General features: G+C 71.1%; 25 protein-coding genes, 1 rRNA gene and 1 riboswitch. Of the genes, 7 read left to right on the top strand and 19 right to left on the bottom strand.

Annotated features, from left to right (window positions below; translation table 11 throughout):
* Positions 1-143 precede the first annotated feature (143 nt).
* Complete coding sequence (locus ACIRB7_RS08920; RefSeq protein ID WP_403594493.1) at positions 144-1,478, bottom strand: aminotransferase class I/II-fold pyridoxal phosphate-dependent enzyme; 1,335 nt, start codon at positions 1,476-1,478, stop codon at positions 144-146.
* A gap of 35 nt (positions 1,479-1,513) precedes the next feature.
* Here ACIRB7_RS08920 and ACIRB7_RS08915 point away from each other — a divergent pair, with 35 nt between their 5' ends.
* Positions 1,514-2,185 carry a pyridoxamine 5'-phosphate oxidase family protein gene (locus ACIRB7_RS08915; protein WP_403594490.1) on the top strand — a complete coding sequence of 224 codons (672 nt, stop codon included), beginning with the start codon at positions 1,514-1,516 and terminating at the stop codon, positions 2,183-2,185.
* Between the two features lie 108 nt (positions 2,186-2,293).
* On the opposite strand, the gene ACIRB7_RS08910 is transcribed toward ACIRB7_RS08915, so the two are convergent.
* From ACIRB7_RS08910 to ACIRB7_RS08900, 3 genes are all read right to left on the bottom strand, one after another.
* A complete protein-coding gene (locus ACIRB7_RS08910) occupies positions 2,294-3,259 on the bottom strand; it encodes a DMT family transporter (RefSeq protein ID WP_403594487.1) in 966 nt (321 codons plus the stop codon).
* Between the two features lie 175 nt (positions 3,260-3,434).
* Positions 3,435-4,508: an EamA family transporter gene (locus tag ACIRB7_RS08905; RefSeq protein WP_403594484.1), complete on the bottom strand. Its 1,074-nt coding sequence runs from the start codon at positions 4,506-4,508 to the stop codon at positions 3,435-3,437.
* Positions 4,509-4,616: 108 nt separating this feature from the next.
* The gene (locus ACIRB7_RS08900; RefSeq protein ID WP_403594481.1) at positions 4,617-5,078 is read right to left on the bottom strand and encodes a Clp protease N-terminal domain-containing protein; all 462 of its coding nucleotides are present in this window, start codon (positions 5,076-5,078) and stop codon (positions 4,617-4,619) included.
* A 345-nt stretch (positions 5,079-5,423) separates the two neighbouring features.
* Between ACIRB7_RS08900 and ACIRB7_RS08895 the strand changes: the two genes are divergently transcribed.
* Entirely contained in the window at positions 5,424-5,648 is a 225-nt protein-coding gene (locus tag ACIRB7_RS08895; RefSeq protein WP_389536435.1) for a hypothetical protein, read from the top strand.
* A 69-nt stretch (positions 5,649-5,717) separates the two neighbouring features.
* Positions 5,718-6,146: an SRPBCC family protein gene (locus tag ACIRB7_RS08890; protein ID WP_403594478.1), complete on the top strand. Its 429-nt coding sequence runs from the start codon at positions 5,718-5,720 to the stop codon at positions 6,144-6,146.
* 96 nt (positions 6,147-6,242) lie between these two features.
* Here the strand turns inward: ACIRB7_RS08890 and ACIRB7_RS08885 are convergent, their stop codons facing one another.
* Positions 6,243-6,860 carry a PadR family transcriptional regulator gene (locus ACIRB7_RS08885; RefSeq protein ID WP_403594475.1) on the bottom strand — a complete coding sequence of 206 codons (618 nt, stop codon included), beginning with the start codon at positions 6,858-6,860 and terminating at the stop codon, positions 6,243-6,245.
* A 228-nt stretch (positions 6,861-7,088) separates the two neighbouring features.
* Here ACIRB7_RS08885 and ACIRB7_RS08880 point away from each other — a divergent pair, with 228 nt between their 5' ends.
* Entirely contained in the window at positions 7,089-7,898 is an 810-nt protein-coding gene (locus ACIRB7_RS08880) for a PhzF family phenazine biosynthesis protein (protein WP_403594472.1), read from the top strand.
* Between the two features lie 101 nt (positions 7,899-7,999).
* Here ACIRB7_RS08880 and ACIRB7_RS08875 read toward each other — a convergent pair whose 3' ends face one another.
* Positions 8,000-8,797: a CPBP family intramembrane glutamic endopeptidase gene (locus tag ACIRB7_RS08875; protein ID WP_403594470.1), complete on the bottom strand. Its 798-nt coding sequence runs from the start codon at positions 8,795-8,797 to the stop codon at positions 8,000-8,002.
* Between the two features lie 128 nt (positions 8,798-8,925).
* On the bottom strand, positions 8,926-10,425 hold the full coding sequence (locus ACIRB7_RS08870; RefSeq protein WP_403594467.1) for a glutamate--cysteine ligase: 1,500 nt from the start codon (positions 10,423-10,425) through the stop codon (positions 8,926-8,928).
* A 482-nt stretch (positions 10,426-10,907) separates the two neighbouring features.
* Between ACIRB7_RS08870 and ACIRB7_RS08865 the strand changes: the two genes are divergently transcribed.
* Both ACIRB7_RS08865 and ACIRB7_RS08860 read left to right on the top strand, forming a co-directional pair.
* The gene (locus ACIRB7_RS08865; protein ID WP_403594465.1) at positions 10,908-11,498 is read left to right on the top strand and encodes a hypothetical protein; all 591 of its coding nucleotides are present in this window, start codon (positions 10,908-10,910) and stop codon (positions 11,496-11,498) included.
* A gap of 332 nt (positions 11,499-11,830) precedes the next feature.
* Positions 11,831-12,037, top strand: coding sequence for a DUF5999 family protein (locus ACIRB7_RS08860; protein ID WP_351220283.1), 207 nt, complete (start codon positions 11,831-11,833; stop codon positions 12,035-12,037).
* Positions 12,038-12,162: 125 nt separating this feature from the next.
* On the opposite strand, the gene gcvP is transcribed toward ACIRB7_RS08860, so the two are convergent.
* A complete protein-coding gene (gene gcvP, locus ACIRB7_RS08855; protein ID WP_403594462.1) occupies positions 12,163-15,048 on the bottom strand; it encodes an aminomethyl-transferring glycine dehydrogenase in 2,886 nt (961 codons plus the stop codon).
* A 177-nt stretch (positions 15,049-15,225) separates the two neighbouring features.
* A riboswitch (glycine riboswitch) is annotated at positions 15,226-15,325 on the bottom strand.
* Positions 15,326-15,438: 113 nt separating this feature from the next.
* On the opposite strand from gcvP, the gene ACIRB7_RS08850 reads away from it, so the two are divergent.
* Entirely contained in the window at positions 15,439-15,804 is a 366-nt protein-coding gene (locus ACIRB7_RS08850) for a PRC-barrel domain-containing protein (protein WP_403594460.1), read from the top strand.
* A gap of 30 nt (positions 15,805-15,834) precedes the next feature.
* Here the strand turns inward: ACIRB7_RS08850 and ACIRB7_RS08845 are convergent, their stop codons facing one another.
* The 11 genes from ACIRB7_RS08845 to rrf all read right to left on the bottom strand — a co-directional run.
* Entirely contained in the window at positions 15,835-17,184 is a 1,350-nt protein-coding gene (locus ACIRB7_RS08845) for a DNA polymerase IV (protein WP_403594458.1), read from the bottom strand.
* Positions 17,185-17,224: 40 nt separating this feature from the next.
* Complete coding sequence (locus tag ACIRB7_RS08840) at positions 17,225-17,893, bottom strand: MerR family transcriptional regulator (protein WP_403594455.1); 669 nt, start codon at positions 17,891-17,893, stop codon at positions 17,225-17,227.
* A 192-nt stretch (positions 17,894-18,085) separates the two neighbouring features.
* Positions 18,086-18,559, bottom strand: coding sequence for a bifunctional nuclease family protein (locus ACIRB7_RS08835; RefSeq protein ID WP_017238433.1), 474 nt, complete (start codon positions 18,557-18,559; stop codon positions 18,086-18,088).
* 65 nt (positions 18,560-18,624) lie between these two features.
* Entirely contained in the window at positions 18,625-19,368 is a 744-nt protein-coding gene (locus tag ACIRB7_RS08830) for a MerR family transcriptional regulator (protein WP_403594452.1), read from the bottom strand.
* A 29-nt stretch (positions 19,369-19,397) separates the two neighbouring features.
* Complete coding sequence (locus tag ACIRB7_RS08825) at positions 19,398-20,339, bottom strand: FHA domain-containing protein (protein ID WP_403596131.1); 942 nt, start codon at positions 20,337-20,339, stop codon at positions 19,398-19,400.
* A gap of 81 nt (positions 20,340-20,420) precedes the next feature.
* Complete coding sequence (locus ACIRB7_RS08820) at positions 20,421-21,356, bottom strand: DUF881 domain-containing protein (RefSeq protein WP_403594450.1); 936 nt, start codon at positions 21,354-21,356, stop codon at positions 20,421-20,423.
* Positions 21,357-21,361: 5 nt separating this feature from the next.
* Entirely contained in the window at positions 21,362-21,694 is a 333-nt protein-coding gene (locus tag ACIRB7_RS08815) for a small basic family protein (protein WP_015032176.1), read from the bottom strand.
* Positions 21,691-22,620: a DUF881 domain-containing protein gene (locus ACIRB7_RS08810; protein ID WP_403594447.1), complete on the bottom strand. Its 930-nt coding sequence runs from the start codon at positions 22,618-22,620 to the stop codon at positions 21,691-21,693. Before ACIRB7_RS08810 ends, ACIRB7_RS08815 begins: the two co-directional genes overlap by 4 nt.
* Before the next feature lie 99 nt (positions 22,621-22,719).
* The gene (locus tag ACIRB7_RS08805; protein WP_403596128.1) at positions 22,720-25,215 is read right to left on the bottom strand and encodes a sugar phosphate nucleotidyltransferase; all 2,496 of its coding nucleotides are present in this window, start codon (positions 25,213-25,215) and stop codon (positions 22,720-22,722) included.
* A gap of 117 nt (positions 25,216-25,332) precedes the next feature.
* Positions 25,333-25,941, bottom strand: coding sequence for a CDP-alcohol phosphatidyltransferase family protein (locus tag ACIRB7_RS08800; RefSeq protein ID WP_403594444.1), 609 nt, complete (start codon positions 25,939-25,941; stop codon positions 25,333-25,335).
* 150 nt (positions 25,942-26,091) lie between these two features.
* Positions 26,092-26,183, bottom strand: a 5S ribosomal RNA gene (gene rrf / locus ACIRB7_RS08795); the annotation flags it as partial.

Genomic DNA, 26,183 nt, shown 5'->3' with positions numbered 1-26,183 from the left:
CCCGCCCAGCGGGACGATTGCCCACACGGGGGGGGTGGGGGGGCGGCGGAAGCCCACACGGGCGGGGCCCCAGCGCCGGCACGGGCTAGGGCCCAACTCGTCGGCGCCCCGACAGTCAGCAGGCCCAACCCCGCGCCGCCCCCTCACCCATAGCTCCGCGCCACCACCGGCCCCACCGCCCCCGCCACCGCATCCGCCAACGGCTCCACATCCCCCACGGCAAGGCCGGAAACGGTGAGCCGCACCGCCGCCCCCGCCTCCATCCGGAACCGCGCCCCCGGCGCCACCGCCCACCCCGCCGCAAGCAGCCGCGCCACCGCGCCCGTCTCGTCGGCGACCGGAACCCACACGTTCATGCCACCGCGCCCGTGCGCCTCGACACCCCGCCGGGCCAGCGCCCGTACGAGTCCGTCGCGCCGCTTCCCGTAGGAGCGCGCCACGACGGCGGGATCCACCACCCCGGTCGCCCACAGGTACGCGACCGTCCCCTGGAGCAGGCGGCTGACCCAGCCGGGGCCGAGCCGCTGCCGCCCGAGCACCCGGTCGACGGTCTCGGCGTCACCGGTGAAGGCGGCGATCCGGAGGTCGGGCCCGTACGCCTTGGCGACGGAACGGACCAGCACCCAGGGCCCCTCTCCCCCGGCCAGCGGATGCAGCGGCTGCGCGACGATGCCGTGCCCGTGGTCGTCCTCGACGAGCAGCACGCCCGGGTGGCCGGCGAGGACCCGCCGCAGCTCCCGCGCCCGCCCCTCCGTCACACACGCCCCGGTGGGGTTCTGCGCCCGGTCGGTCACGATCACCGCCCGCGCCCCGTCCCGCCGGATCGCCCGCTCGACCTCCTCCGGCAGCGGCCCCTCGTCGTCGACGGCCATGGGCACGGGGCGCAGTCCGAGCGCGGGCACCAGGTCCAGGAGACTGCCCCAGCCCGGGTCCTCGACGGCGACGGCGTCACCCGGCCTGAGGTGGACGGCGAGGACGCGCTCGACGGCGTCGAGGGAGCCCGAGGCGACGCCGACGGGCCCGTCGGGCACCCCGTCCGCGTCGAAGGCGGCCCGCGCCAGCCTGCCGAACTCCTCGTCGACGGGAGCCTCTCCGTACAGGCCGGGCTGTTCGGCGTACCGCCGCGCGACCTCGGCGAAGGCCTCGCCGAGGGGTGGCAGCAGGGCAGGGTCGGGGCTGCCGTTGCTCACGTCGCGGACACCCTCGGGGGCCTCCACCCGGATGGTGCCGCGCGCGGTCGTCGCGGGGCGCGCCCGCACCCGGCTGCCGCGCCGTCCGTCGGTCTCGATGACCCCGCGCTCCCGCAGGGTGCGGTAGGCGGCGGCGACAGTGTTCGGGTTCACGCCGAGCGTGGCAGCCAACTCCCGCATGGGCGGCAGAAGTTGTCCGGGCTGCAAGCTCCCGACCCCCACCCCCCTCTCCACGCTGGCAGCAATGTCCGATGCGCGACGACCTTCGATCCGATATTCTCCTAGCACAAACACAAGTATGCACTAGTGCAATGAGGTACGCAATGAGCACCACCGCCGACACGTACACGCCGACCGACCGGACCGTGCCCACGCGCTCCCGCGAGCGTGCCTCGTACGACAAGGCGCTGGTTCACTCGATACTCGACGAGGCGTACGTCTGCCACCTCGGCTTCGTGCGCGACGGCGCGCCGGTCGTCCTCCCGACGCTCTTCGGTCGTGTCGGCGACCGCCTCTACGTGCACGGCTCCACCGGCTCGCGGCCGCTGCGCGCGGCCGGCGACGGCGTGGCGGCCCCGGGCCTGCCGGTCTGCCTGACCGTGACCCACGTCGACGGCCTCGTCCTCGCCCGCTCCGCCTTCCACCACTCCCTCAACTACCGCTCGGTCGTGGTGCACGGCACCGCCCACCAGGTCACCGACCCCGAGGAACGCCGCACGGCGCTCGACGCGCTCGTCGACCACGTCGTCCCCGGCCGCTCCGCCGACTCGCGGCCCGCGAACCCCAAGGAGCTCGCCGCCACGGCCGTGCTCCGGCTCGACCTGGACGAGGTCTCGGCGAAGGTACGCACCGGCGGCCCCAACGACGACCCCGAGGACCTCGCCCTCCCCTACTGGTCCGGCGTCATCCCCGTCCAGGGCGGCTACGGCCCGCCCGTCCCGGCCGAGGACCTCGACCCGACGGTCGGCCTGCCGGACTACCTGACGGCACTCTGAGACGCCCGGAAGGAGAGGCCCGGACGGCGACCCACCCCGCCCCGCCCCGACCAGCCGGCCCAACCTGACCAGCCGGTCAGGGCAGGGCCGCCGGCCCGACCCCACCCCCTACACTGCCACCGCCTCCCGCCGACGCTCAGCCGCCGCCGTCCGCGCCTCCGCGTAGGCAAGCCCCGTGACGGCGGCGAGCAGCAGCAGCGTGCCGAGCACGACGGCGGCGGTCAGCCGCTCGCCGAGCAGCGACACGGCGATCACGGCCGCGCTCACCGGCTCCAGAAGCATGATCACGGAGACCGTGGCGGCCCGGACGACCGCCGCACCCGCGAAGTACAGCGCGTACGCGAGCGCCGTCGGCACGGCCGCCACGTACACAAGGAGCAGCAGCACGCTCACGGGCGCGTCGGTGTGCGGGAGGAGTCCCTCCGCGAGCGCCGCGGGCAGCAGCCCGGCCGCCCCGATCGCGAACGCCCAGGTGGTGGTGGCCAGGGCGTCCGTTCGGCCGCCGCCGCGGCCGAGCCAACGGGTGAGCAGGGTGATCGCCGCGTACCCCGCCGCCGAGACGACCGCGAGGGCGACACCGAGCGGCCGTACCTCCGCCGCCCCGCCGCCCAGGACGAGGACGACGAGCCCGGCGAGCGCCCCGGTGACGGCGACGACGCCGCCACGGCCGAGGCGCTCGCCCATGGTGAGCCGGGCGCCGACCGCGATGAGCACGGGCCCGGCGCCCAGGGTGACGACGGTGGCGACCGCGAGGCCGGTGGCCTGGACGGCGGCGAAGTAGGCGCTCTGGAAGACGGTGAGGCCGATCCCCGTGGCGAGGATGCGGGCCGTCCGCCGGCCGCGCGGTTCCCGGGTCGTACGGGCGGCCTCGCGCCGAGGCCGCAGGGCGAGTGCGCCGAGCAGCAGGACGAGGCCGCCCACGCAGCGCCAGAAGGACAGGGCCAGCGGGCCCATGTCGCTGATGCGGAAGATCAGTGAGGCGGCGGCGCCGGCCGTGCCCCAGGCGATCCCGGCGACGATCAGATAGAGCAGGCTCCGCCCGACGGACAGGGCGGATTCCGAAGAGTTCGACACGTGACTTCTCCGTGGAAGACAGGAGGGAAAGGTGGTCGCTCAGCTCCGCGCGCGGGCAGCGACGAACCACTCGGGGGCGAGGAGTCGCCCGGCCGAGCCCGGTCTTCGTCGAGGAGAGTCGCCGCGCGCCTAGAGGGCGGGAGGCGGAAGGACGGTCGAATGCATGATCGGCACCTTACGGGGCTGTCCGCCCGGCGGACAACTCCGCATCCCGCTCCCCACCCCCGGCGTCCGCCCCGGCCCCCACCTCGGTCTCACCCTCGGCACCAGCCCCGACCTCGGCACCGGCACCGACCCCCGCCCCCGAACCAGCCACGGGCCCGGACCCGGCCCCGGCCGCCGCCTTAGCCGTCGAGGACTGGGCGATGAAGGCACCGACGAGAACCACCGTGCCGCCGATGATCTGCGGCGCGTCGAGGTGCTGGCCGAGCAGCACCCAGGCGAGGACCGTCGCGATGACGGCCTCCAGACAGGCCACGACACCCGCCACCTGCGGGGAGAGCCGGCGCACCGAGATGACGCCGGTGACGTACGCGAGCACGGTGGCGATCAGCACGATCCAGCCGAGCAGCAGCCACGCGGGCACGGCGCGGCCGTCCATGTCGGCGGTGCCGCCGAGGAGTGCCCAGTCCATGCCCCACGGGCGGGCGACGACGGTGAGCACGAGCGCGCCGATGAGCAGCCCGTACGCGATGACGCCGAGCGGGTCGGCCTGTCCGTCCTCGTCGGCGCCCTGGTCGGAGAGGACGAAGTAGCCGACCTGGCAGCAGGCCGCGGCGAGCGCCAGGAGCAGACCGACGAGGTCGAAGGTGAGCCCGGACCAGATCTGGACGACACAGGCGAGGCCGCCGACGGCGAGGACGACTCCGAGGGCGGCGGCGCGGGTGACGGGCCGGCGCTGGACGAAGCGGACCCAGCCGAGGACGAGGGCCGGGGCGAGGTACTCGATGAGGAGGGCGACGCCGACGGGGATGCGGGAGATCGAGGCGAAGTAGAAGGCCTGGACACCGGCGACGGCGAGCAGTCCGAAGCCCGCGAGGAGCGCGGGTTTACGGCGCAGCAGATCGCGGTGGCGCCAGGCCACCGGCAGCATGACGAGCGCGGCGCCGGCGACCCGGAGCCACACCACGTGCAGCGGGTCGAGTCCCGCCTCGATGAGTGGCTTGGCCGCCACTCCTGAACCACCGAATGCGAAGGCCGAGGCCAGGGCGAGTCCCAGGCCGGCGCTTCTCCCCTGAGACGCGTGCATCGGGCCATGATGACAGGGCTCGGTCAGGCCCGTAACCCCCGTTACACCTGTTGAGACGGCTCGCCCTCACGACCCGCACGGCCCCCCTCCGCAGCGCGGATACGGCGCTCACCACTCCCCGATACGGGCGATCAGCGCGACCGGATCGACGCCGGCCTTGCGCAGCACCTCGACGGCCCGGCTCTCGGCGTCGGCGGCGATGACGGCCAGGAGGTCCACACCGCGCGCCTGGGCGTCGCCGCGTTCAGCCGCCCGCCGGAAGGCCTCCTCCAGGGCGGCGGACGCCGCCGGTGACCAGCCGGAGGCCCGGGGGTCCAGCGGCTCGGTCCCGCGTACGGCGGGCAGCAGGCGTCCGGCGGCCGAGTCCTCGACCGAGCGCTGCCAGCGCAGACCGTAGCCGATGGACCGCTGGACGAGATAGCCGAGGACGCGGGCGAGCTGGTGATCGCCCTCGAACGCGGCCCCGGCCTCGGGGTCGGACTCCAGGAGGGCGTGCAGGAGGTGGGCGGTGTCGATCTGGCGGTCCCCGTCCCGGAGGGCCCGGCGGCGGGCGCCCGTGACGACCGTCATGAGCGACGGCATCAGGAGGGGTGCGAGCTCCGCACGCGGAGCGACGGGCTGCCCGAGCGGCTGCCCGAGCGGCTGCCGAAGCGACGGGGGGAGGGACTGAGGGGCCGGCCGAGGAACCGACTGGGGAAGCGGGACGGGACGGTGCACCCTCCCACCTCACCAGCCCCGGGCGGCCGGGACATCGCCAGGGAGAAGCATGTCCGCATCCCACCGGAGTTGGGCACGCGCGCGCGGTTCCTCCTCCTTACGGATGAGATCGCGTGCATCGCCCCCCACGGGGCGCGCGCCGCCTTGCTTTGCGCCCCCGACGCAACCACGGGCCCTTTCCCGTACGTCTTTCCAGTCGTGTTCTGGATGGTGGCTCTGCTCGCGCGCGACGGGCGGCAGTACGTCTACCGGGTGTACGCACCCCGGGAGGCGCTGCCGGCCGATCTGTTCTGGGCGGCGTTCCACTGCCACGAGGAGGACGGTGCACCGCGCGCCTCCGACAGCTTCGACGCGGCCGAGATCTGGTGGATCGGCGACGGCGCGGGCCCGACGACCGCAGAACTGACGGTTCATCAGTATTGAATGTTCACGGCCGCCCGGCTACGTTCCGCGACACCGGAACCCAGTGGGCACGCGTGAAGGGGTGGTCTCATGGCCGAAGTCAGCGCGGAGGCACGGATCGAGGCGCCGACCGGGAAGGTGTGGGCGCGGCTCATGGACTTCTCCTCGTACGGCGAGTGGAACGCCACCCACACCGATTTCCCGAACGGCGGCCCGACCGCCCTGGAGACGGGCGCCACCTTCACCGAGAACATGAAGCTGATGGGCTTCCCCGCCGAGGTGCTCTGGACGGTCGAGGAGCTGGAGGCCGAGCGCGCCTTCGCCATCAAGGGCAAGGGCCCGATGGGCGTCCTGGTCACCACGCGCTACGCGCTGGCGGCGGACGGGGGCGCGACGCGCATGCGGATCGACGGCGAGTTCACCGGCGCGGCGGTCTCCCTGATGGCCGGAAAGCTCAAGGACTCGGCGACGACGGCACTGACCGAGTCGCTGCGCAAGCTCTCGGCCCTGGTCACCTGACAAGGACACACGGAAGGGCCCCGCGGCGCACGCCGCGGGGCCCTTCGTCGCTTCCGACCGCCGCCGGCCACCACTCATCGACTCACGTACATCGACTCAGTGTTCGTCGGCCAGGATCAGGTACAGCTTCTTCCGGGCCTCGTTGATCACGCCGACCGCCTTCTGCCGCTGCTCGGGCGTGCCGGTCTTCCAGACCTGCCCGAACGCCTCCATCAGACCGAAGCCGGCCTGCCGGACCTCGTTCAGCGCCTCCCAGTCGACACCGCGCCCGGCCTCCTCCCAAGGAGCCTCGGGACCGTCCTCGGCCTCGGCGCGCCCGGTGTCGGTGAGCGTGAAGAGCTTCTTGCCGCCCTCGCTCTCGCTGGTGATCAGCCCCTCGTCCTCCAGCATCTGGAGGGTCGGGTAGACCGAGCCGGGACTGGGCTTCCACGCCCCGTCGCTGCGCTCGCCGATCTCGCGGATCATCTCGTAGCCGTGCATCGGGCGGTCCTTCAGGAGCGCCAGGATCGAGGCCCGCACGTCACCGCGCCGCGCCCTCCCCCGGCCGCCACCGCCGCCGCGGCCACGACCGCCACCGAAAGGCCCGCCGCCGAAGCCCGGCCCGAAGGGGCCGAACGCGGCACGCCGTCCCTCGAAGTCACCGCGAGGCCCGGGGCCACAGCCTCCACGACCGGCTCCGTGTCCGTTTCCGTACTCGTGTCCATGTGAACGCATCGCAACGCTCCTTCCATCGAGATTCCATCGTCGAACTGTCGCGATGCCTCAACGATATATCGGAAGTGTTCGACGAGCAAGCAATCCGACTGCCTCGAGCATCCCCACGGATCACGGCACAGATCACGGCCCACCCCGGGGCCCCCGTCCCGACGGGGCGCCCGTCCCGTCCAGTTCTCCGCGATTGGCCTTGGCCCTCCGAAATCCGCCCCGGGTACGGTCGACGGCATGCGGATCCGAATCGTCGACGCCTTCACCGACCAGCCCTTCTCCGGCAACCCCGCCGGAGTCCTGCTTCTCGACTCCTTCCCGGACGACACCTGGCTGCAGCGGGTCGCCGCGGAGGTCAACCTCTCCGAGACGGCCTTCGCCCACCCGCTGCCCGCCGGCGGCGAGGCGGACTGGGCCCTGCGCTGGTTCACACCCACCACCGAGGTCGACATGTGCGGCCACGCCACGCTGGCCACCGCCCACGTCCTGCACTCCACGGGTACGGCGAGCGGCCCCGTCCGCTTCGCGGCCCGCTGCGGCCTCCTCGGCGCCACCCCCGAGCCCGACGGCACGATCACGATGGACTTCCCGACCTCCTCCCTCGCCCCCGTCCCCGTCCCCGACGGCCTGGAGAAGGCGCTCGGCGCCGAGGTCCTCGCCGTCCACGACACGGCCGTCCACGTCGGCGACCTCGTCGTCGAGCTCCGCGACGAGGCCACCGTGCGCGGGCTCGCCCCGGATTTCGCCGCCCTGAAGAGCCTCTCCACGCGCGGCGTCATCGCGACCGCCGCCGCCGAACGCCCCGACCGCGGCTACGACTTCGTCTCCCGCGGCTTCTTCCCCGCCGTCGGCATCGACGAGGACCCGGTGACGGGCAGCGCCCACACCGCACTCGCCCCCTACTGGTCGGCCCGGTTCGGCCGGGACGACCTCGTCGGCCTCCAGGGCGGCGCCCGCACCGGAATCGTCCGCACCCGCCTGCGCGGCGAGCGCACCCTGCTGAACGGCCACGCGGTCACGGTCATCGAGGGCGACCTGCACGCCTGACCGACCCCGGCCCCCGACACCCGGCGACCGGCACCCGACACGGCCACGCACACACGAAGGGGCATACGGAAACCTCCGTATGCCCCTCACCCACGACCCGTTCACATCGTGGGCAGCCACCCCACCTTCCCCGCGAGCAGCCCGTACCCGACGAAGGCCACGATGTCGAGCAGCGCGTGCGCCACGACCAGCGGCCCGACCCGGCCCCAGCGCCGGTACAGCAGGACGAAGACCACGCCCATCACCACGTTGCCGAGGAAGCCGCCGATCCCCTGGTACAGGTGGTACGAGCCCCGCAGCACCGAGCTCGCCACCAGGGCAGCCATCGGCGTCCACCCCAACTGGCCGAGCCTGCGCAGCAGATACCCGACGACGATGACCTCCTCCAGGACGGAGTTCTGGATCGCCGAGAGGATCAGTACCGGGTACTTCCACCACACCTCGGGCAGCGACTCGGGCACCACGGTCAGGTTGAACCCGCTCGCCCGCATCGCCAGGTAGAAGGCGAGACCCGCGCTCCCGATGCCCGCCGCGACCAGCGTCCCGCGCCCGAGGTCGGACCACGGCCGGGTCCGGTCGAAGCCGAGCGCCCGCAGTCCGGAACCCTCACGCAGCAGCAGATGGGCGACGAGCACGACCGGCACGAGGGCCGTGGCGATACCGAAGAGCTGCCAGGACAGGTCGAGCCACGGACGCCCCAGGGCGTACGAGCCGTTGAGCGTGGCCGCCTGCTCCTTCAGTGCCGCGGACTTGGTCAGCGAGCCGATGAAGCTGATGAGGGACGACACGGCGCTCGCCCCGAGCGAGAGCGCCAGGACGATGAGCGTCTCGGAGCGCAGCACCCGCCGGGGCGGACCGTCGGGGGGCAGGGCGGCATCACTGACTCGTTGCTCCGACACCACACCTGTCTCCACTTCCCGGTCGCGGACGGCGGACGCCGTTCCGGCGGCCCCGACCACTTTGCCATGATCGGCCGCCGGGCCGCCCGCTCCCCTGCCCGGGCAGGCGTCACCGGTGGGAAGGGGGCTCAGCCGATGCCCACCGGCCAGGTGTGCACCGGTTCGCCCGCGTGCATCAGGGTCCGGTAGCGGCGGGTCGTCGCCGCGAGCGCCGCCTCACGGTCGAGGCCCGACTCCAGGGCCCGGTGGAAGGTATCGGCCTGCCAGGAGGCGCCGTTCACCCGTCGCAGACAGCGTTGTTCGATCACCCCGAGGTAGAAGTCCCGGTCGGCGGGTTCGATGTGCCAGGCGTCGAGCCCGGCCGCGGCGAGCGGCAGCAGTTCGTCGAGGACGAGCCGGACCGCCGGCACGGTCGCGATGCCGCCCGCGCGACCCGAGCGGGGCCAGCGCAGCTCCGCCTCGATGCCATGGCGGCAGGCCGTGTCGAAGTTGGCCTCGGCGTCCTCGAAGGTCATGCGTTTCCAGACCGGCCGGGGGTCGTCGGCGAGCGAGCGTACGAGCCCGTAGTAGAAGGCCGCGTTGGCGATGACGTCGGTGACGGTCGGCCCGGCCGGCAGCACCCGGTTCTCGACGCGCAGGTGCGGGACGCCGTCGACCCAGCCGTAGACGGGCCGGTTCCAGCGGTAGACCGTGCCGTTGTGCAGGACGAGTTCCGCCAGGCGCGGCACCCCGCCCTCGTCGAGGACGAGGAGCGGGTCCTCCTCGTCGCAGATGGGCAGCAGGGCGGGGAAGTAGCGGAGGTTCTCCTCGAAGAGGTCGTAGACCGAGTCCACCCACCGCTCCCCGAACCAGGTGCGCGGCCGGACGCCCTGCGCCTGCAGTTCGGGCGGGCGGGTGTCGGTGGCCTGCTGGAACAGCGGCGGCCGCGACTCGCGCCACAGTTCACGGCCGAAGACGAAGGGCGCGTTGGCGCCGAGCGCGATCTGGACGCCGGCCACCGCCTGCGACGCGTTCCACACGGCCGCGAACCGGGCGGGCGTCACCTGGAGGTGGAGCTGGACCGAGGTGCAGGCCGCCTCGGGCACGATCGACTCCGAGGTGCACAGAAGGCGTTCGACGCCGTGGATGTCGAGCGTGAAGTCCTCGCCACGGGCGGCGAGGATCTGGTCGTTGAGAAGCGTGTAACGGTCGGCGGCCGAGAGGTTCTCGAAGACCAGGTCGTCCTGCGTGAGCGTGGGAAGTATCCCGATCATGATGACCCCGGCGTCGAGTTCCGCCGCCTTGCGGTCGGCGTATCCGATTCCGGTTCCGATCTCCTCCGCGAGCCGGTCGAAAACACGGCCACCGAGCTGGTGGGGCGCGATGTTCACTTCGAGGTTGAACAATCCGAGTTCCGTCTGGAAATCGGGGCTCGCGATCTTTTCCAGAACCGGCCCGTTCAGCATGCGGGGCAGCCCGTCGGCGCCGGCGAGATTGAGTTCGATCTCCACGCCCATGAGATTGCGGGGACGGTCGAACCGCTTCTCCGCCAACAGCCTCGCCAGCCCCGCGAGACACTGCTGGAGCTTTCTCCGGTACTGCTGCCGGTCGGACGGGCCGAACCCGTCGGCCACGACCTTCTCCCCCATCGAAGCGTCCCTCCCCGAGTGGCCGGCCGCCACCACGGCCGCGTGTCACGGACGATGATGCCCACCTCGCTGATCCACAACGCCTGCGGAACAGTGCTGTCGGACGATAGGCTGGATGCAGCACCCCACCGGCACATTCCGAGGGCACAGGGCAATCGACATATACCAATGTCCTATTGTCACGGAACCCCGGGTCGACATTCAGCCGTCCGCCTCCGCGAGGAATAAGCAGGTGAGAGCGGCACCACCGCGGGATTCCGCTTCTACAGCCCGTGATTTACGGCCTGATGACGCCTTGTCAGGAATATCGACGACGTCTAGCGGAAACACTCTGTGAACACGTGTCGTATAAACTCCGCGGACGAGGCAGAGTGTTGGCGCCCGGGCCATGGCCATGTGGCCCTCCTCTGGCCCCGCCCGCCGACAGCGCCGTCGTACCTGCCCACGCATCACCGTGTCTCCTGAGCGAGAGGCGACCCACCATGCTCCGACCCTCCCCGGCCCCTGCGCCGGCCCTCCGCAGTGTCCTCGCGGCCCTCGGCTCCCCGACCGCCGTCCACGAGGCGCGAACCCCCGCCCTGCGGGCCGCGCAGGGACCACTGAGCCCCGAACTCCCCCTGCCCGTGCACGTCCTGGACGTCACCGGAGCAGCGGGCCACGCTCCCCGCATCCGGCTCGCCGGCTGGCGTTTCCTCATCAGGAGCGGAGACCGGGCGATCGCCGCCGCGGACACCATGCTCACCCCCGACGGCTGGTCCTTCTCGCACTTCTTCGAGGGGCCGTACGTCACCGCCACCGAGCGGGCGCTGCTCCAGGCCGAGGCGCTCCCCGTCCCGTACCAGCCGCGGCTGCTCTCCGTACCAGAGCTCTACATGCTGACCCTGTGGCTGCACGCCGACCCGGAGGCGGACGGTGCCACCGCCGCCCCGGCCGCGGCCGACCTGATGGTGCCGCTCGCCCCCGCGCCGCCGGGGATCGCGGCCCACCGCGCCTATCAGATCGCCGATCTCCTGCCCGTACTCAGTACGCGACTCGCGCCGCCGCCCCTCATGGGCTCGCCGGCGCCCGCCTGATACACCGCACGCGCACCACCGCCCCGTGACCCGCCCGGGTCACGGGGCGCACTGCTGTCCGGACATCCCGCCCGAACACGCCACCCGAACACCCCTCCCGGACGGACTAGCCCGCTCGGGCCATCCCGAACCACCCGAAGAGACGGTGCAGTTGAGCTGAACCGCCCCTGCGGGTGACGCGTCTTCCCAGGAGAGGACGAGCTGTCGCGAAATACCTGCGGAAGGGCGTCCATGGGGCAAGACTGGGACCGGAACCGAACCGACCGACGGGGGCGGCGATGAGCGCGAAGAGCCGCAGGACATCCACCACGACGCAGCGAAAGAACCCACCCATGTGCCAGCACCAGCCTGCCTGTCCCACCGCCGACTCCGCCGACCGGGAGGCGGCCCGACCGACGGCCCACCACCCGGAGCAGGGCTGGAGCCTGCTGTGCAACGGCGTCCTGCTCTTCGAGGACACCGGTGAACTGCTGCCGGACGGGCAGATCATCGCCCCGCACCGGCCGCTGACGGTGGGACGGGTGACGACCGCCGCCTGAGGGCGCGGCCCGAAGCCGTACGAGCGACATCCAGGAAACGCCGAGGGCCGGCCCGGAGAGAATCTCCGCACCGGCCCTCACGCCATGCTCAGCGGCGGTACGCGTCCCCCGCCACGCTCACGGACTCAGTGGTCGTACTCGTCCATCGGCGGGCACGAGCAGACCAGGTTCCGGTCACCGAAGGCACCGTCGATCCGGCGCACCGGCGGCCAGTACTTGTCGGCGGCCGAGACCCCGGCCGGGAAGACCGCCTCGTCCCGCGTGTACGCGTGCTTCCACTCGCCGCCCAGGGCGGCCGCGGTGTGCGGGGCGTTGTGCAGCGGGTTGTCGTCGGCGGGCCACTGCCCCGAGGCGACCTTCTCGATCTCGGCCCGGATCGCGATCATCGTGTCGCAGAAACGGTCCAGCTCGGTCAGGTCCTCGGACTCGGTCGGCTCGATCATCAGCGTGCCGGCCACCGGGAACGACATCGTCGGCGCGTGGAAGCCGTAGTCGATGAGGCGCTTCGCGATGTCGTCGACCGTGACGCCCGTCGCCTTGGACAGGGGACGCAGGTCCACGATGCACTCGTGGGCGACGAGACCGGCGGGACCGGTGTAGAGCACCGGGAAGTGCGGCTCCAGGCGCTTGGCGATGTAGTTCGCCGCGAGCACGGCGACCTGCGTGGCGCGCTTGAGGCCCTCGCCGCCCATCAGACGCACGTACGACCACGAGATCGGCAGGATGCCGGCGGAGCCCCACGGGGCGGCCGAGATCGGGCCGACACCGGTCTCCGGGCCCGCGGTGGGCTGGAGCGGGTGGTTCGGCAGGTACGGGGCGAGGTGGGCGCGGACACCGACCGGGCCGACGCCGGGACCGCCACCGCCGTGCGGGATGCAGAAGGTCTTGTGCAGGTTCAGGTGCGACACGTCGCCGCCGAAGTGGCCCGGCTTGGCGAGACCGACCAGGGCGTTGAGGTTGGCGCCGTCGACGTACACCTGGCCGCCGGCCTCGTGCACCTCGGCGCAGATGTCGGCGACGTGCTCCTCGAAGACGCCGTGCGTCGACGGGTAGGTGATCATGAGGACGGAGAGCTCGTCGCGGTACTGCTCGATCTTGGCGTGCAGGTCCGCCACGTCGACCTCACCGTCGTCGGCGGTCTTGACGACGACGACCTTCATGCCGGCCATCACCGCGGAGGCGGCGTTGGTGCCGTGCGCGGAGGACGGGATGAGGCAGACGGTGCGCTGCTCGTCGCCGTTGGCGCGGTGGTAGGCGCGGACGGCGAGCAGACCGGCCAGCTCGCCCTGCGAACCGGCGTTGGGCTGGATGGACACCGCGTCGTACCCGGTGACCTCGGCGAGCCGCTCTTCCAGTTCCTTGATCAGCGTGACGTAGCCCTGCGCCTGCTCGACCGGGGCGAAGGGGTGCATCTGACCGAACTCGGGCCAGGTCACCGGCTCCATCTCGGTCGTCGCGTTCAGCTTCATCGTGCAGGAGCCGAGCGGGATCATGCCGCGGTCGAGCGCGTAGTCGCGGTCGGCGAGCCGGCGCAGGTAGCGCAGCATCGACGTCTCGGAGCGGTACGCGTGGAAGACCGGGTGGGTCATGTACGCGTCGGAGCGCAGCAGACCGGACGGCAGCGTGTCCTCGGTGGTGGCGTCCAGCGCCTCGACGTCGGCGGTGACACCGAAGGCGCCCCACACGGCGGCGAGCTGGGCGCGCCCGGTGGTCTCGTCGCACGACATGGACACGTGGTCGGCGTCGACGCGGTACAGGTTGACACCGGCCTCACGGGCCGCGGCCACGACCGCGTCGGCCTTGCCGGGCACGCGGGCGGTGAGGGTGTCGAAGAAGGCACCCTGGGTCAGCTCCACGCCCCCGGCCCTCAGACCGGCGGCGAGGATCGCGGCGTACCGGTGGGTGCGCTGCGCGATGCCCTTGAGGCCGTCGGGGCCGTGGTAGACGGCGTACATACCGGCCATGACGGCGAGCAGCACCTGCGCGGTACAGATGTTGCTGGTGGCCTTCTCGCGGCGGATGTGCTGCTCGCGGGTCTGCAGGGCGAGGCGGTACGCACGGTTGCCGTCGGCGTCGACGGAGACACCCACGAGACGGCCGGGCAGGGAGCGGGCGTGCTTGTCCTGGACGGCCATGTAGCCGGCGTGGGGGCCGCCGAAGCCCATGGGGACGCCGAAGCGCTGCGTCGTACCGACGGCGATGTCGGCCCCGAGCGCACCCGGCGAGGTGAGCAGGGTGAGCGCGAGCAGGTCGGCGGCGACGGTGACGATCGCACCGAGCTCGTGGGCGGCGTCGATCAGCGGCTTGATGTCGCGGACGGCTCCGGAGGCACCGGGGTACTGGATGAGCACGCCGAAGACACCACGCTCGGCGACCTCGGCGGGGATGCCCTCGCTCAGGTCGGCGACGACGACCTCGACACCGGTCGGCTCGGCGCGGGTCTCGATGACGGCGATCGTCTGCGGCAGGGCGTCGGCGTCGATGAGGAAGACACCGTTCTTGACCTTGCCGACGCGCCGGGACAGCGACATGGCCTCGGCGGCGGCGGTGCCCTCGTCGAGCAGGGAGGCGCCGGAGGTGGGCAGCCCCGTCAGGTCGGCGACGACGGTCTGGAAGTTCAGCAGGGCCTCGAGACGGCCCTGGGAGATCTCCGGCTGGTACGGGGTGTACGCGGTGTACCAGGCGGGGTTCTCCATCACGTTCCGCAGGATCACCGGCGGCGTGAAGGTCCCGTAGTAGCCGAGGCCGATCATGGGCGCGAGGACCTGGTTGCGGTCGGCGAGCGTACGCAGCTCCGCGAGGACCTCGGCCTCCGTCCGCGCGGCCGGCAGGCCCAGCGCCTCGGTGTTCTTGATGACGTCCGGCACCGCGGCGGCCGTGAGCTCGTCGAGCGAGCCGTAGCCGACCTGGGCGAGCATCTTGGCGCGCGCCTCGGCGTCGGGCCCGATGTGCCGCTGCTCGAACGGGATGCCCTGTTCGAGTTCGGAGAGCGGAATGCGGTTGGCGGTCATGTACGGAGGCCTCCTGGTCGTCACGACCTGCGAGGGGCACCACGGCGCGGGTACCCGGACGGCCTCCCCCTCTGTCATCTCAACCTGAGAGTTTCACCGGCACGCCTCACGGCAGGCCGGCTTTCACCGTCGGTGAGAGCGCATGCCGTCGGACACCGCTCTGCTTTCCAGAGTGACCTCGTCCGCGCGGTACAGGGGCCTGAGAGATTCCGGGGAGGATTTGCTCCTTCGGCGCCCACCGGAAGATTTCTCCGGTGGACTCTCCCGCACAGGGTCGACAGCCACAGCCAGCCTACCAGCGCGGTTACGGCTCCTATCGCTCAAGTGGCCGACATCGCACATGTGCACTTTCGTAGGGGGTACGTGCAGTTGCGACCAGTTGGAGGGACCGTGCAGACCGATATCGATCCGCGCAGCCTGATCGGCCGCAAGGCGTTCGACCGCAACGGACACAAGATAGGAACCGTCGACGAGGTGTACCTGGACGACGCGACCGGCGTCCCCGAGTGGGCAGCCGTCCGCACCGGCCTCTTCAGCCGGGACGCCTTCGTCCCGCTGGACCCGAGCGACCTGCTCGACGACGGCCTCCACGTCCCGTACGACCGGGCCCTCATCAAGGACGCCCCCGACTTCGGCGTGGGCCGCCACCTCTCCCCCGAACAGGAACTCCAGCTCTACCGCCACTACAGCCTGGCGCTCCCCCCATCCCCCACGGACACCCCGGACACCGACTTCGGCCGCCTGGCAGGCCAGTAGCACCGCGACGGCGCCACACGGGACGGCGCCTCACCCCCGCCCCACCAGCGGCAACGCCTCCCCCGGGACGAGGTCCGGATCATCCACCGCGAAGGTCCGCACCCGCCCCGGCTCCGACCCCGGCTCCTCGAACCGCACCGTGACCCGCCCGACCCCGCTCCCCTGCACCCACCCCGCCCCGTACACGGCGTGCCGTACGTCATGCCCGGGCGCCCAGTGCCGCTCCATGGGCTCGTCGGCCGCGGGCTCCACGGCGTCCACAGCCTCAGCGGCGGCGACATCAGCCACCGAAGCGGCCGCGTCCCGCGCCTCGGCCTGCGCGAACAGATCCTCCTGCGTGTAGTCCGCGAGCCCACTGACCCCGACCCCCAGCAACCGCACACCCCCCGTCGTGTCCACCGCGTCGAGCAGCCGCCCCGCCGCCTCCCGCACCACCCCCGGGTCGTCCGTCGGCCCCCGGAGCGTCTCGGACCGGGTCAGGGTCGAGAAGTCGTACCGCCGCACCTTCAGGACGATGGTCCGCCCGGAGTGCCCCGAGGCCCGAAGCCGCCCCACACACCGCTCCGCGAGCCGCTCCACCTCCGTCCGGATCCGCACCCGGTCGTGCAGGTCCACGTCGAAGGTGTCCTCGACCGACACCGACTTGGCGTCCCGCTCGGCCACCACGGGCCGATCGTCGTACCCCTGGGCCATCCGGTACAGCGAGGCCCCGTGCGCCCGGCCAAGGAGCCGTACGAGCTCGTCCTCGCCCGCCTCGGCGAGGTCGGACACGGTCGTCATCCCGGCCCGCCGCAGATGTTCCCCGGTCGCCGGACCGACACCGGGCAGGATCCGTACCGACCGCGGGCCGAGAAGCTCACGCTCGGTCCCGGGTTCGATCAGGACGAGCCCGTCGGGCTTGGCCTCCTCCGAGGCGATCTTCGCGATCATCTTGGACCCCGCGAGCCCCACGGAACCCGTCAGCCCCGTCGTCGCCAGGATGTCGACCCGCAGCCGCTCCCCGGCGACCCGGGCGCTCGCGCTGTCGTCGGCGACCTTCCCCGCCTCCAGGTCCACGAAGGCCTCGTCGAGACTGAGCGGCTCCACGAGCGGGGAGAGCCGGCCGAGCAGTTCCATGACCTGCTCGCTGATCGACCGGTAGAAGGCGAAGCGCGGCACGAGATAGGCCGCGTTCGGCGCGAGTCGCCGCGCCTGGCCCATGGGCATCGCCGAGTGGACACCGAACCGCCGTGCCTCGTACGAGGCGGTGGCGACCACACCCCGCGGCCCGAGCCCGCCGACGACCACGGGCTTTCCGCGCAGGCTGGGCTTCGCCGCCTGCTCGGCGGCGGCGAAGAACGCATCCATGTCGAGATGCAGGATCGTCGGCGCGGCTCTCACGCTTCCGATGCTGCCCTACGCCACTGACAACGCCGCCCCCTCAGACGGCCCTGTCCCTCCGCCGCCTGGCCAGCTCGTCCCCCGGGTTGTGCCCCACGAGCGTCTCGCCCGTGTCGACCCGCTCCCCGTGCAGCTGCGAGAGCGCCGCCTCGACGTCCCGCCAGACCACCCCGACGGCGATGCCGAAGACGCCCTGCCCGCCCTTGAGCAGGTCGACGACCTCGTCCGGCGACGAGCACTCGTACACCGTGGCCCCGTCGCTCATGAGCGTCATCCGCTCCAGGTCCCGGAAGCCTCGCGCCCGCAGGTGCTGCACGGCGGCCCGGATGTTCTGGAGGGCCACCCCGGTGTCGAGGAAACGCTTGACGATCTTCAGGACGACGACGTCGCGGAAGCTGTAGAGCCGCTGTGTCCCCGACCCGTACGCGGGCCGTACGCTCGGCTCCACGAGTCCCGTACGCGCCCAGTAGTCCAATTGGCGGTAGGTGATCCCAGCTGCCGCGCACGCCGTCGGGCCGCGGTAGCCGACCACCTCACCCGCCTCGCCCGGACCTGCTCCAGGACCGGCTCCCGCCCCTGTGCCGTCCGAGCCGGCCGCCGCACCGGCGTCCGTACCGAAGTCGCCCACACTGCCGTGAAGCGGATACGGACCGCTCTCTCCGGACGCGCGTCCGAGCGAGCTCCCTGCCGTACCGTCCGCGCTGCTCATCACGCCGACCCTCCGTCCTTGACCTGCCCACACGAAGGTAGGCAGTCACTCGGGGTGCGTCAACGATCGCCACACTCGGCACGCCGAGTGATAATCACCCTGAGAGTGGTTTCCCATATCTCTCGCTGGGGAAAGGCTACTCGAATGCCCTGACGGCACCCCGCGAACGGGCCGCGGCCGCGTCGCTTCGCGTCACTGACTGTTGGTCCCGAAGTCCTCCGGTGAGATCTGGTCGAGGAACTCGCGGAACTTCTCCACCTCGTCCTCCTGCTCGTCCGGAATCGCGATACCGGCGTCGTCCAGCACACCGTCACTGCCGAAGATCGGCGTTCCGGTACGAAGGGCCAGCGCTATCGCGTCGGACGGCCGCGCACTCACCTCGACGCCGCTGGCGAAGACCAGCTCGGCGTAGAAGACCCCGTCCCGCAGATCCGTGATGCGGACTTCGGTGAGTTCCTGACCCACGGCCTCCAGCACGTCCTTGAACAGGTCGTGCGTCAGCGGCCGCGGCGGGGCCATCCCCTGCTGGGCGAAGGCGATCGCGGTCGCCTCACCCGGTCCGATCCAAATGGGAAGGTACCGATCGCCTCCCACTTCACGCAGGAGCACGATCGGCTGGTTGGAGGGCATTTCCACCCGGACACCCACAACGTCGAGCTCGTTCACACAGCAACCCTAGGACGTGCCCGACCGGTTTGGATAGTCGGGCCCTGCCAAGGCCACCGCCGAGCTCACTGGAGACGGATCCCCAGAGCGGTCTGTACGAGGGCCGCGTGCAGCCGTACCGACTGCGCGGCGAGCTCCTGGGCGGTGGCCTCCGCATGGGCCCTGGTCTGCGGATTACGGTGCCGGCGCAGCGGCGCGACGACCTGCTCGATCAGCCCCGCCTCCCGGTCCGCGGCCGCCTTCACGGCTCTCAGGTGCCGGGGTTCCAGACCGAATCTCCCCAGATCCGCGACAAGCCGCGCGACGGTGACGGTCTCGGCGTCATAGCCGCCGCCCTCGGTCTCGGCGATCAGGCCGTACGACTCCCACGCGACGAGCTCCGCCTCGGAGACCTCCGCCGCGGCCAGCAGCTCCGCCCGCCCGATCCGCACGGTGGTGGGCGGCTCCACGTCCTGCTCCCAGACCCCTTCGGCCAGGTCCCGCCGACGCCCCGGGGCCGGGAGCTTGATCTGCTCCCCCCTGGCGAGGGCGTCGAGGTGCTCGCGGATGACTTTCAGCGGAAGGTAGTGGTCCCGCTGCATCCGCAGGATCTGAGCGAGCCGCTCCACATCCTGCGGGCTGAACTTCCGGTACCCGGAGGCCGTACGCCGGGGCTCCACGAGCCCCTCGGCCTCCAGGAACCGGATCTTGGAGATGGTCACTTCAGGAAATTCGTCACGCAGCTGGCTCAGTACCGTGCCGATGCTGACCAGCCGGTCGCCCGCGGTGGGGGCGCCGGAACCGGCGCCACCCGTCGGTGTTCGCAACATGGACCTTCCCTGAAGGCTTCTCCGAGGCGTCACACGCCCCGCTGGCTCGAATGGAAGACCAGCCGGTACTTGCCGATCTGCACCTCGTCACCGTTGGACAGAACGACCGAGTCGATCGGCTCACGGTTGACGTACGTGCCGTTGAGGCTGCCGACATCGGACACGGTGAAACTGCCGTCCTGCCCCCGCCGGAACTCGACATGGCGCCGGGAGACCGTGAAGTCGTCCAGGAAGATGTCGCTCTGCGGGTGACGGCCGGCCGTCGTCAGCTCGCCGTCCAGCAGGAACCGGCTGCCGGAGTTCGGCCCACGGCGCACCACGAGGAGCGCGGAACCGGACGGCAGCGCCTCCACGGCCGCCAGCGCCTCGGGAGAGAGCGAGGGCAGCTGGGTCTGGCCGGTGACCTCCGACTCGTAGGCCTCAAGGCCCGAGATGGAGATCGTGGACGTCGTCTCCGAAGCGCGCTCGGCGGCGACCCCGCCCCGCAGCGGCGTACCGCAGTGGGAGCAGAAGCGGCTGTCGGCCGCGTTGCGGTGACCGCACCTCGTACACACCGGCATGGACGCATCCTCCTGCCGCGGCTGCCCCGCCGAGGTCTGTGTCGCGTACGGGTCGGGGGTAAACCCTCCACCCATACCTGAGGTTGATGGTTCTCCGAAACCTATGCGTGCGGCCCCGGCAGGGTCAACAGACGACGCGCCCTGAGCGCCCGAAATGTCACCACCCTGGCCGCCGACCTCATCGCGGAAGAGCGGGCGCTCGCCGCTCTGCTCGTCACTCTGGGCGTGGCGCGACGCGCGGTGCTTGGCGTTGCCACCGTCCTCGCGTCCGCTCTTGCCGAACAACTTCGAAAAAAAACTCACGGGCGATTCCCCTTGACCGAAACAGACCCGCCCGTGGGGCAGGACGAACCGAGATCCATCACACCTGCCGACCCGGACACCTTCACAACGTCCGTATCCTCCGGACAGTTTCCACCACGCACCACTGTTGTGGTGCGTCGACCCCCCGCAACGCCTTACCCATGTCGCGGGACCCCCCTCGTCCCCCTCTCACTGGGAGGACGACTGAGCGTAGTCAGGCCGCTTCGCGGGTCGCAAGGCGTCGACGACGATCTTCGCCGACCGCTCCACCGTGGCTGTGGCCTGCTCCTTCTCCAGGGTCTGCACGACTCCACCGGGGATGTTGAGCGCGGGCTCGAGATCCTCCGGCTTGCCGATGACCTCGAAGACGTACGGAGCGGCCACCTTCGTTCCATCGATCCGCATGTCATCACCGATCCCGGTGAAATAACTGTCCGCGACCACCCGCACGCCGTTGACCTGAATCGCCTCGGCACCGGCGGCTCGCAGCTCCTGGATGGCGTCGAGCAGCATGTCCGACTCGACGGCCCCGGTGGGGTCGCCCACGGTCAGGGTGATGCCAGGCCCCTCGGCGGCGACGGTGCCGGCCAGGATGCCGAGCTGCTGTTCCTTCTCCTGGGTCTGCTTGCGCGCCTCCTCGGCCTGGTCCGAGCTGGACTCCAGCTCGGTCCGCTGCTTCTCCAGCCGGGCCTTCTCGTCCTCCAGGCGCTGCGTACGGTCGTCGAGCTCGTCGAGGATGCGCACCAGGTCCTCCTGGCGCGCCCCGCGCAGCGCGCTGTTGTCGCTGGTGGAGGAGACCTGGATGGCCAGGCCGAGACCGAGCACGAACAGCAGCAGCGCGACGACGAGTTGGGCCCGGGTCACCCGGGGCGGCCACAGCGCGGATGCCAGCCGCCGACGCCCACTCGGCTCGGCGCCGGCGGGAGCGACGGGGGCGGCCGGCACCTCGGGCACCGGAACCACCGGCACCTGGGCGTCCTGACCACCGGTCCCGCCACCGGCGGGGCCCTGGGGCGGCTCGACCTCGGCCGGCTTCCCGACCCCGCCGGCCTCCGGGCCGCTCACGGGCTCCTGAGCGTCCTGCGGGCCCTGCGGCTCCTGCGGGTTCTGGGGGTTCTCACTCATCGGCGTCACGCCCGGAAGACGTGGCGCCGGATGGCGGCCGCGTTGGAGAAGATCCGGATGCCGAGCACGACGACCACACCGGTCGACAGCTGCGCGCCGACGCCCAGCTTGTCGCCGAGGAAGACGATCAGCGCGGCCACGACCACGTTCGAGAGGAACGAGACCACGAAGACCTTGTCGACGAAGATGCCGTCGAGCATGGCCCGGAGACCGCCGAAGACCGCGTCGAGGGCGGCGACCACGGCGATCGGAAGATAGGGCTCGACCACCGCCGGAACTTCGGGGCGGACCAGAAGTCCCACCACGACTCCGACGATCAGGCCAAGTACGGCGATCACGATGTGCCCTTCCCTGTGTCGGCCGTGGCCCGACCGGAGGGCGTCGCCGCCCCGGCCCCCCGCGGCTCTGCTGTACGTACGGTCAGGCTCGGCGCGGCCGGCAGGCGCACGTCGCCCTCGGCCGAGATCCCGCTCCTGATCCCGAAGTTCTCCACCAGCGCGTGCAGATACTGCCCGTCGGCGCTGTCCTGGAACGTGGTGCTCAGCCTCTGCCCGTCCCCGATGGCGAGGATGGTGTACGGCGGCACCAGCGGCTTGTTGTCGACCAGTATGGCGTCGCCCGCGGCCCGGATCGCGGACAGCGACGTCAGCCGCTGCCCGTTGACGGCGACCGCCTCGGCGCCCGACTCCCACAGCCCGTTGATCACTCGCTGCATGTCGCGGTCGCGCACCCGGCCCGTGTCGGCGAAACCACTGCTCTCCCGCGGGCCGCCGCCACCGGCGTCGGTGTCCTTGGCATCGTCGACGACGAGCTTCACCCCGGGACCGTGCACCGGGGTCGCGCCCGACAGCAGCGCCACGAGCTCGGTCTGGTCGCCGCCGAGTTCCTGAAGCGCCTGCCGTTGACGTTCCCCGACCTCGGTACGGATCCGCTCGACGTCCCGTTCCAACTGGTCGGCCGTCGACGTCTCCGCCTCGATCCGCCCGATCAGCTCCTGCCGTTCCTTGGCGACGACCGGAGCGGAGATCCGCGCCTCGGCCGCGCCCACGGTCACCACGGCGGCCGCGAGCACGAGACCCGCGGCGAGACCGAGCTTGGCCCGCAGGCTACGGGGCAGCCCACCGCCTTCGGCGTCGCGCCGGGCGGTCGCCTCGGCATAGCCGTCGTCGAGAGCGTGGTCGATCACGTTGTTCAGCAGCGACATGGACGCGTCCGGACGCGGCGGCGGTGATCCGGTGCTCCGAACGGGGGGCTGCTGCGACATGCCGCACATCGTCGCACGTCGCACGACCTACCACCGAATGGCCCCTCCGTCCGGTGGGGAGGCACCCTGAGGCACCTCCCCACCGGACAGGCCGCTGTGTCAGTTGCCCGCGCTGTCGACCACCACGGCCCACTCGTCGAGGAGGGCCTGCGCGGAGGCGTCGTCGGGCCCCTCCGCCCACAGATGGGTGACGGCCTCGGCCGGGTCGGGCAGCACCATCACCCACCGACCGTCGGCCTCGACCACCCGCACGCCGTCGGTGGTGTCCACGGAGCGGTTCCCCGCCGCTTCCACCACCCGCCGCATCACGAGACCCTTGACGGCCCACGGGGTGGCGATGTCCTTCTTGAGGACGTGCGCCCGCGGGATCCGCGCGTCGATCTGGCTCAGGGTGAGCTGAGTCCGCGCGACCAGACCGATCAGCCGGACGAAGGCGGCGGCGCCGTCGAAGACGCTGCTGAACTCGGGCACGATGAACCCACCACGCCCGTCGCCGCCGAAGATCGTCGACTCCTCACGCCCGACCCGGGTCAGGTCGTCGGGCGAGGTCGTCGTCCACTCCACCTGTGTGCCGTGGTACGCGGCGACCTGCTCGGCGATCCGAGTGGTGGTCACCGGCAGGGCGACCCGCCCGGAGCGCCGCTCGGCCGCCACCAGGTCCAGCATGACCAGGAGTGCCCGGTCGTCCTCGATGATCCGCCCCCGCTCGTCCACGAGCGAGAGCCGCTCACCGACGGGGTCGAACCGCACGCCGAACGCCGCCCGCGCCGAGGCCACAATCTCCCCGAGCCGTACGAGCCCGGCCCGCCGGCTCTCGGCCGACTCGGTGGGTCTGGACTCGTCGAGCCCGGGGTTGATGGTCAGCGAGTCGACCTGGAGCCGCCCGAGGAGGCTGGGCAGCACGAGCCCGGCACTTCCGTTGGAGGCGTCGACGACGACCTTCAGACCTGCTTCCGCGATCCCGGTGGTGTCGACGTTCCGCAGCAGCGAGCCGGTGTACGAGTCGAAGACGCTCGCCGGGAAGGAGAGGTCACCGATCTCCCCGGGGAAGGCCCGCCGGTACTCCTGGCGTGCGAAGACCCGGTCCAGCTTCCGCTGCCCGCCCTGGGAGAGGTCCGCCCCGCGTTCGTCGAAGAACATGATGTCCACGGAGTCGGGCACCCCGGGCGTGGTCCGCACCATGATTCCGCCGGCGCTTCCCCGGGCCGTCTGCTGCCGTGCCACCGGCAGCGGGACGTTCTCCAGATCGCGCACGTCGATGGCACTGGCCTGCAGTGCCGAGATCACCGCCCGCTTGAGCGCTCGCGCGCCCCGGGAGTGGTCTCGCGCCGTGGTGACGGTCGACCCCTTCTTCAGGGTCGTGGCGTACGCCCCCGCAAGCCGGACGGCCAGCTCAGGCGTGATCTCCACGTTGAGGATGCCGGAGACACCCCGGGCCCCGAAGAGGTGGGCCTGCCCGCGGGACTCCCAGATGACCGAGGTGTTGACGAAGGCGCCGGCCTCGATCGTCTTGAACGGATAGACCCGCACATTGCCCTGCACGATCGATTCCTCACCGACCATGCACTCGTCCCCGATGACGGCGCCGTCCTCGATCCGGGCCGCCCGCATGATGTCGGTGTTCTTCCCGATCACACAGCCGCGCAGATTGCTCTGCGGCCCGAGGTAGACGTTGTCGTGGACGACGGCCTTGTGCAGGAAGGCGCCGCTCTTGACGACCACGTTGGAGCCGACGACGGTGTGCTCGCGGATCTCGGCATCGGCTTCGACCTTGGCGTAGTCGCCGATGTAGAGCGGCCCGCGCAGCACGGCGTCGGGGTGTACCTCGGCACCTTCCGCGACCCACACTCCCGGCGAGATCTCGAAGCCGTCGATGTCGACCTGGACCTTGCCCTCCAGGACGTCCGCCTGGGCCTTCACATAGCTCTCATGGGTGCCGACGTCCTCCCAGTAGCCCTCGGCGACATAGCCGTAGATCGGCTTGCCCTCCTTCATGAGCTGGGGGAAGACATCACCCGACCAGTCGACCGGAACGTCCGCCTCGACATAGTCGAAGACCTCGGGCTCCATCACGTAGATGCCCGTGTTCACGGTGTCCGAGAAGACCTGACCCCAGGTGGGTTTCTCCAGGAAGCGCTCGACCTTTCCTTCCTCGTCGACGATCGTGATCCCGAATTCCAGCGGATTCGGCACCCGGGTGAGGCAGACCGTGACGAGGGCGCCCTTCTCCTTGTGGAAGCGGATGAGATCGGTGAGGTCGAAATCGGTGAGCGCGTCACCGGAGATGACGAGAAAAGCGTCGTCCTTCAACGCTTCCTCGGCGTTCTTCACGCTGCCCGCTGTACCGAGTGGCTTCTCCTCGTTGGCATACGTGAGCTCCATCCCGAGCTCCTCGCCGTCGCCGAAGTAGTTCCGGACGAGTGAGGCGAGAAACTGCACGGTGACGACGGTCTCGTTGAGACCGTGCCTCTTGAGCAGTCGTAGGACGTGCTCCATGATCGGCCGGTTCACCACCGGCAGGAGAGGCTTGGGCATGCTCGAGGTCATGGGGCGAAGACGGGTTCCTTCGCCACCGGCCATCACGACGGCCTTCATGTCGGAAGCGTCCTCCTTCAAGAGATGACGGTCCTGCCGACCTTCGCCTGTCCGCTCAGTAGCCCACGGACGTCCTCGTCGTTGCCGGCGACGCTGCTCGACACAGAAGGAACGGGCTCAATCGGCCTCGGTGTCCGTCTTCACGAGTCGACGGACCTGGACCACGTAGAGGATCCCTGCCCACCAATACAGAGTTGTACCCCATCCAGCGAAGGCCCATCCGAAAACTTCAGCGAGTGACGAAAGCCAACCCGTTCCGTCACTGAGAAGCAGCAACGGGAACGCGTACATCAAGTTGAAAGTCGCAGCTTTGCCGAGGAAGTTCACCTGCGGCGGCGGGTAGCCGTGCCGGCGGAGGATTCCCACCATGACCAGCAGCATGGCCTCGCGGGCCAGAAGGGCGGCGGTAAGCCACCACGGCAGGATCTCCCGCCAGGTCAGTCCCACGAGCGTGGACAGGATGTACAGCCGGTCGGCGGCGGGATCGAGCAGCCGGCCGAGGTTGCTGATCTGGTTCCAGCGCCGGGCCAGTTTGCCGTCGAGATAGTCGCTGATGCCGCTGAGCATCAGGACGAGAAGCGCCCATCCATCGCTATTGGGCCCGCCGAACACCGGCCGGAGAATCAGCCACAGAAACAGCGGCACGCCGACGAGACGCGCCATGCTGAGAATGTTGGGGATGGTGAGGACCCGGTCGGTCTGCACACGGGTCTCCTGGACCTCCACCCGAGGGCCTCCTGCTGGGAACGTACGGACGATGCCCCCTGACCTTACCCTCAGCCACAAGACCCCGGCGCACAGGGCCTCTCCCCTCGCCACGGGAACGCAAAAATGCCTCAACCCCCGGACAGAGTCCGGGGGTTGAGGCTAAAAATTGTTCGGCGGCGTCCTACTCTCCCACAGGGTCCCCCCTGCAGTACCATCGGCGCTGAAAGGCTTAGCTTCCGGGTTCGGAATGTAACCGGGCG

The sequence above is a fragment of the Streptomyces sp. NPDC093795 genome, assembly GCF_044764665.1.
Lineage (GTDB): Bacteria > Actinomycetota > Actinomycetes > Streptomycetales > Streptomycetaceae > Streptomyces.
This window is presented reverse-complemented; position numbering and strand designations above follow the sequence as displayed.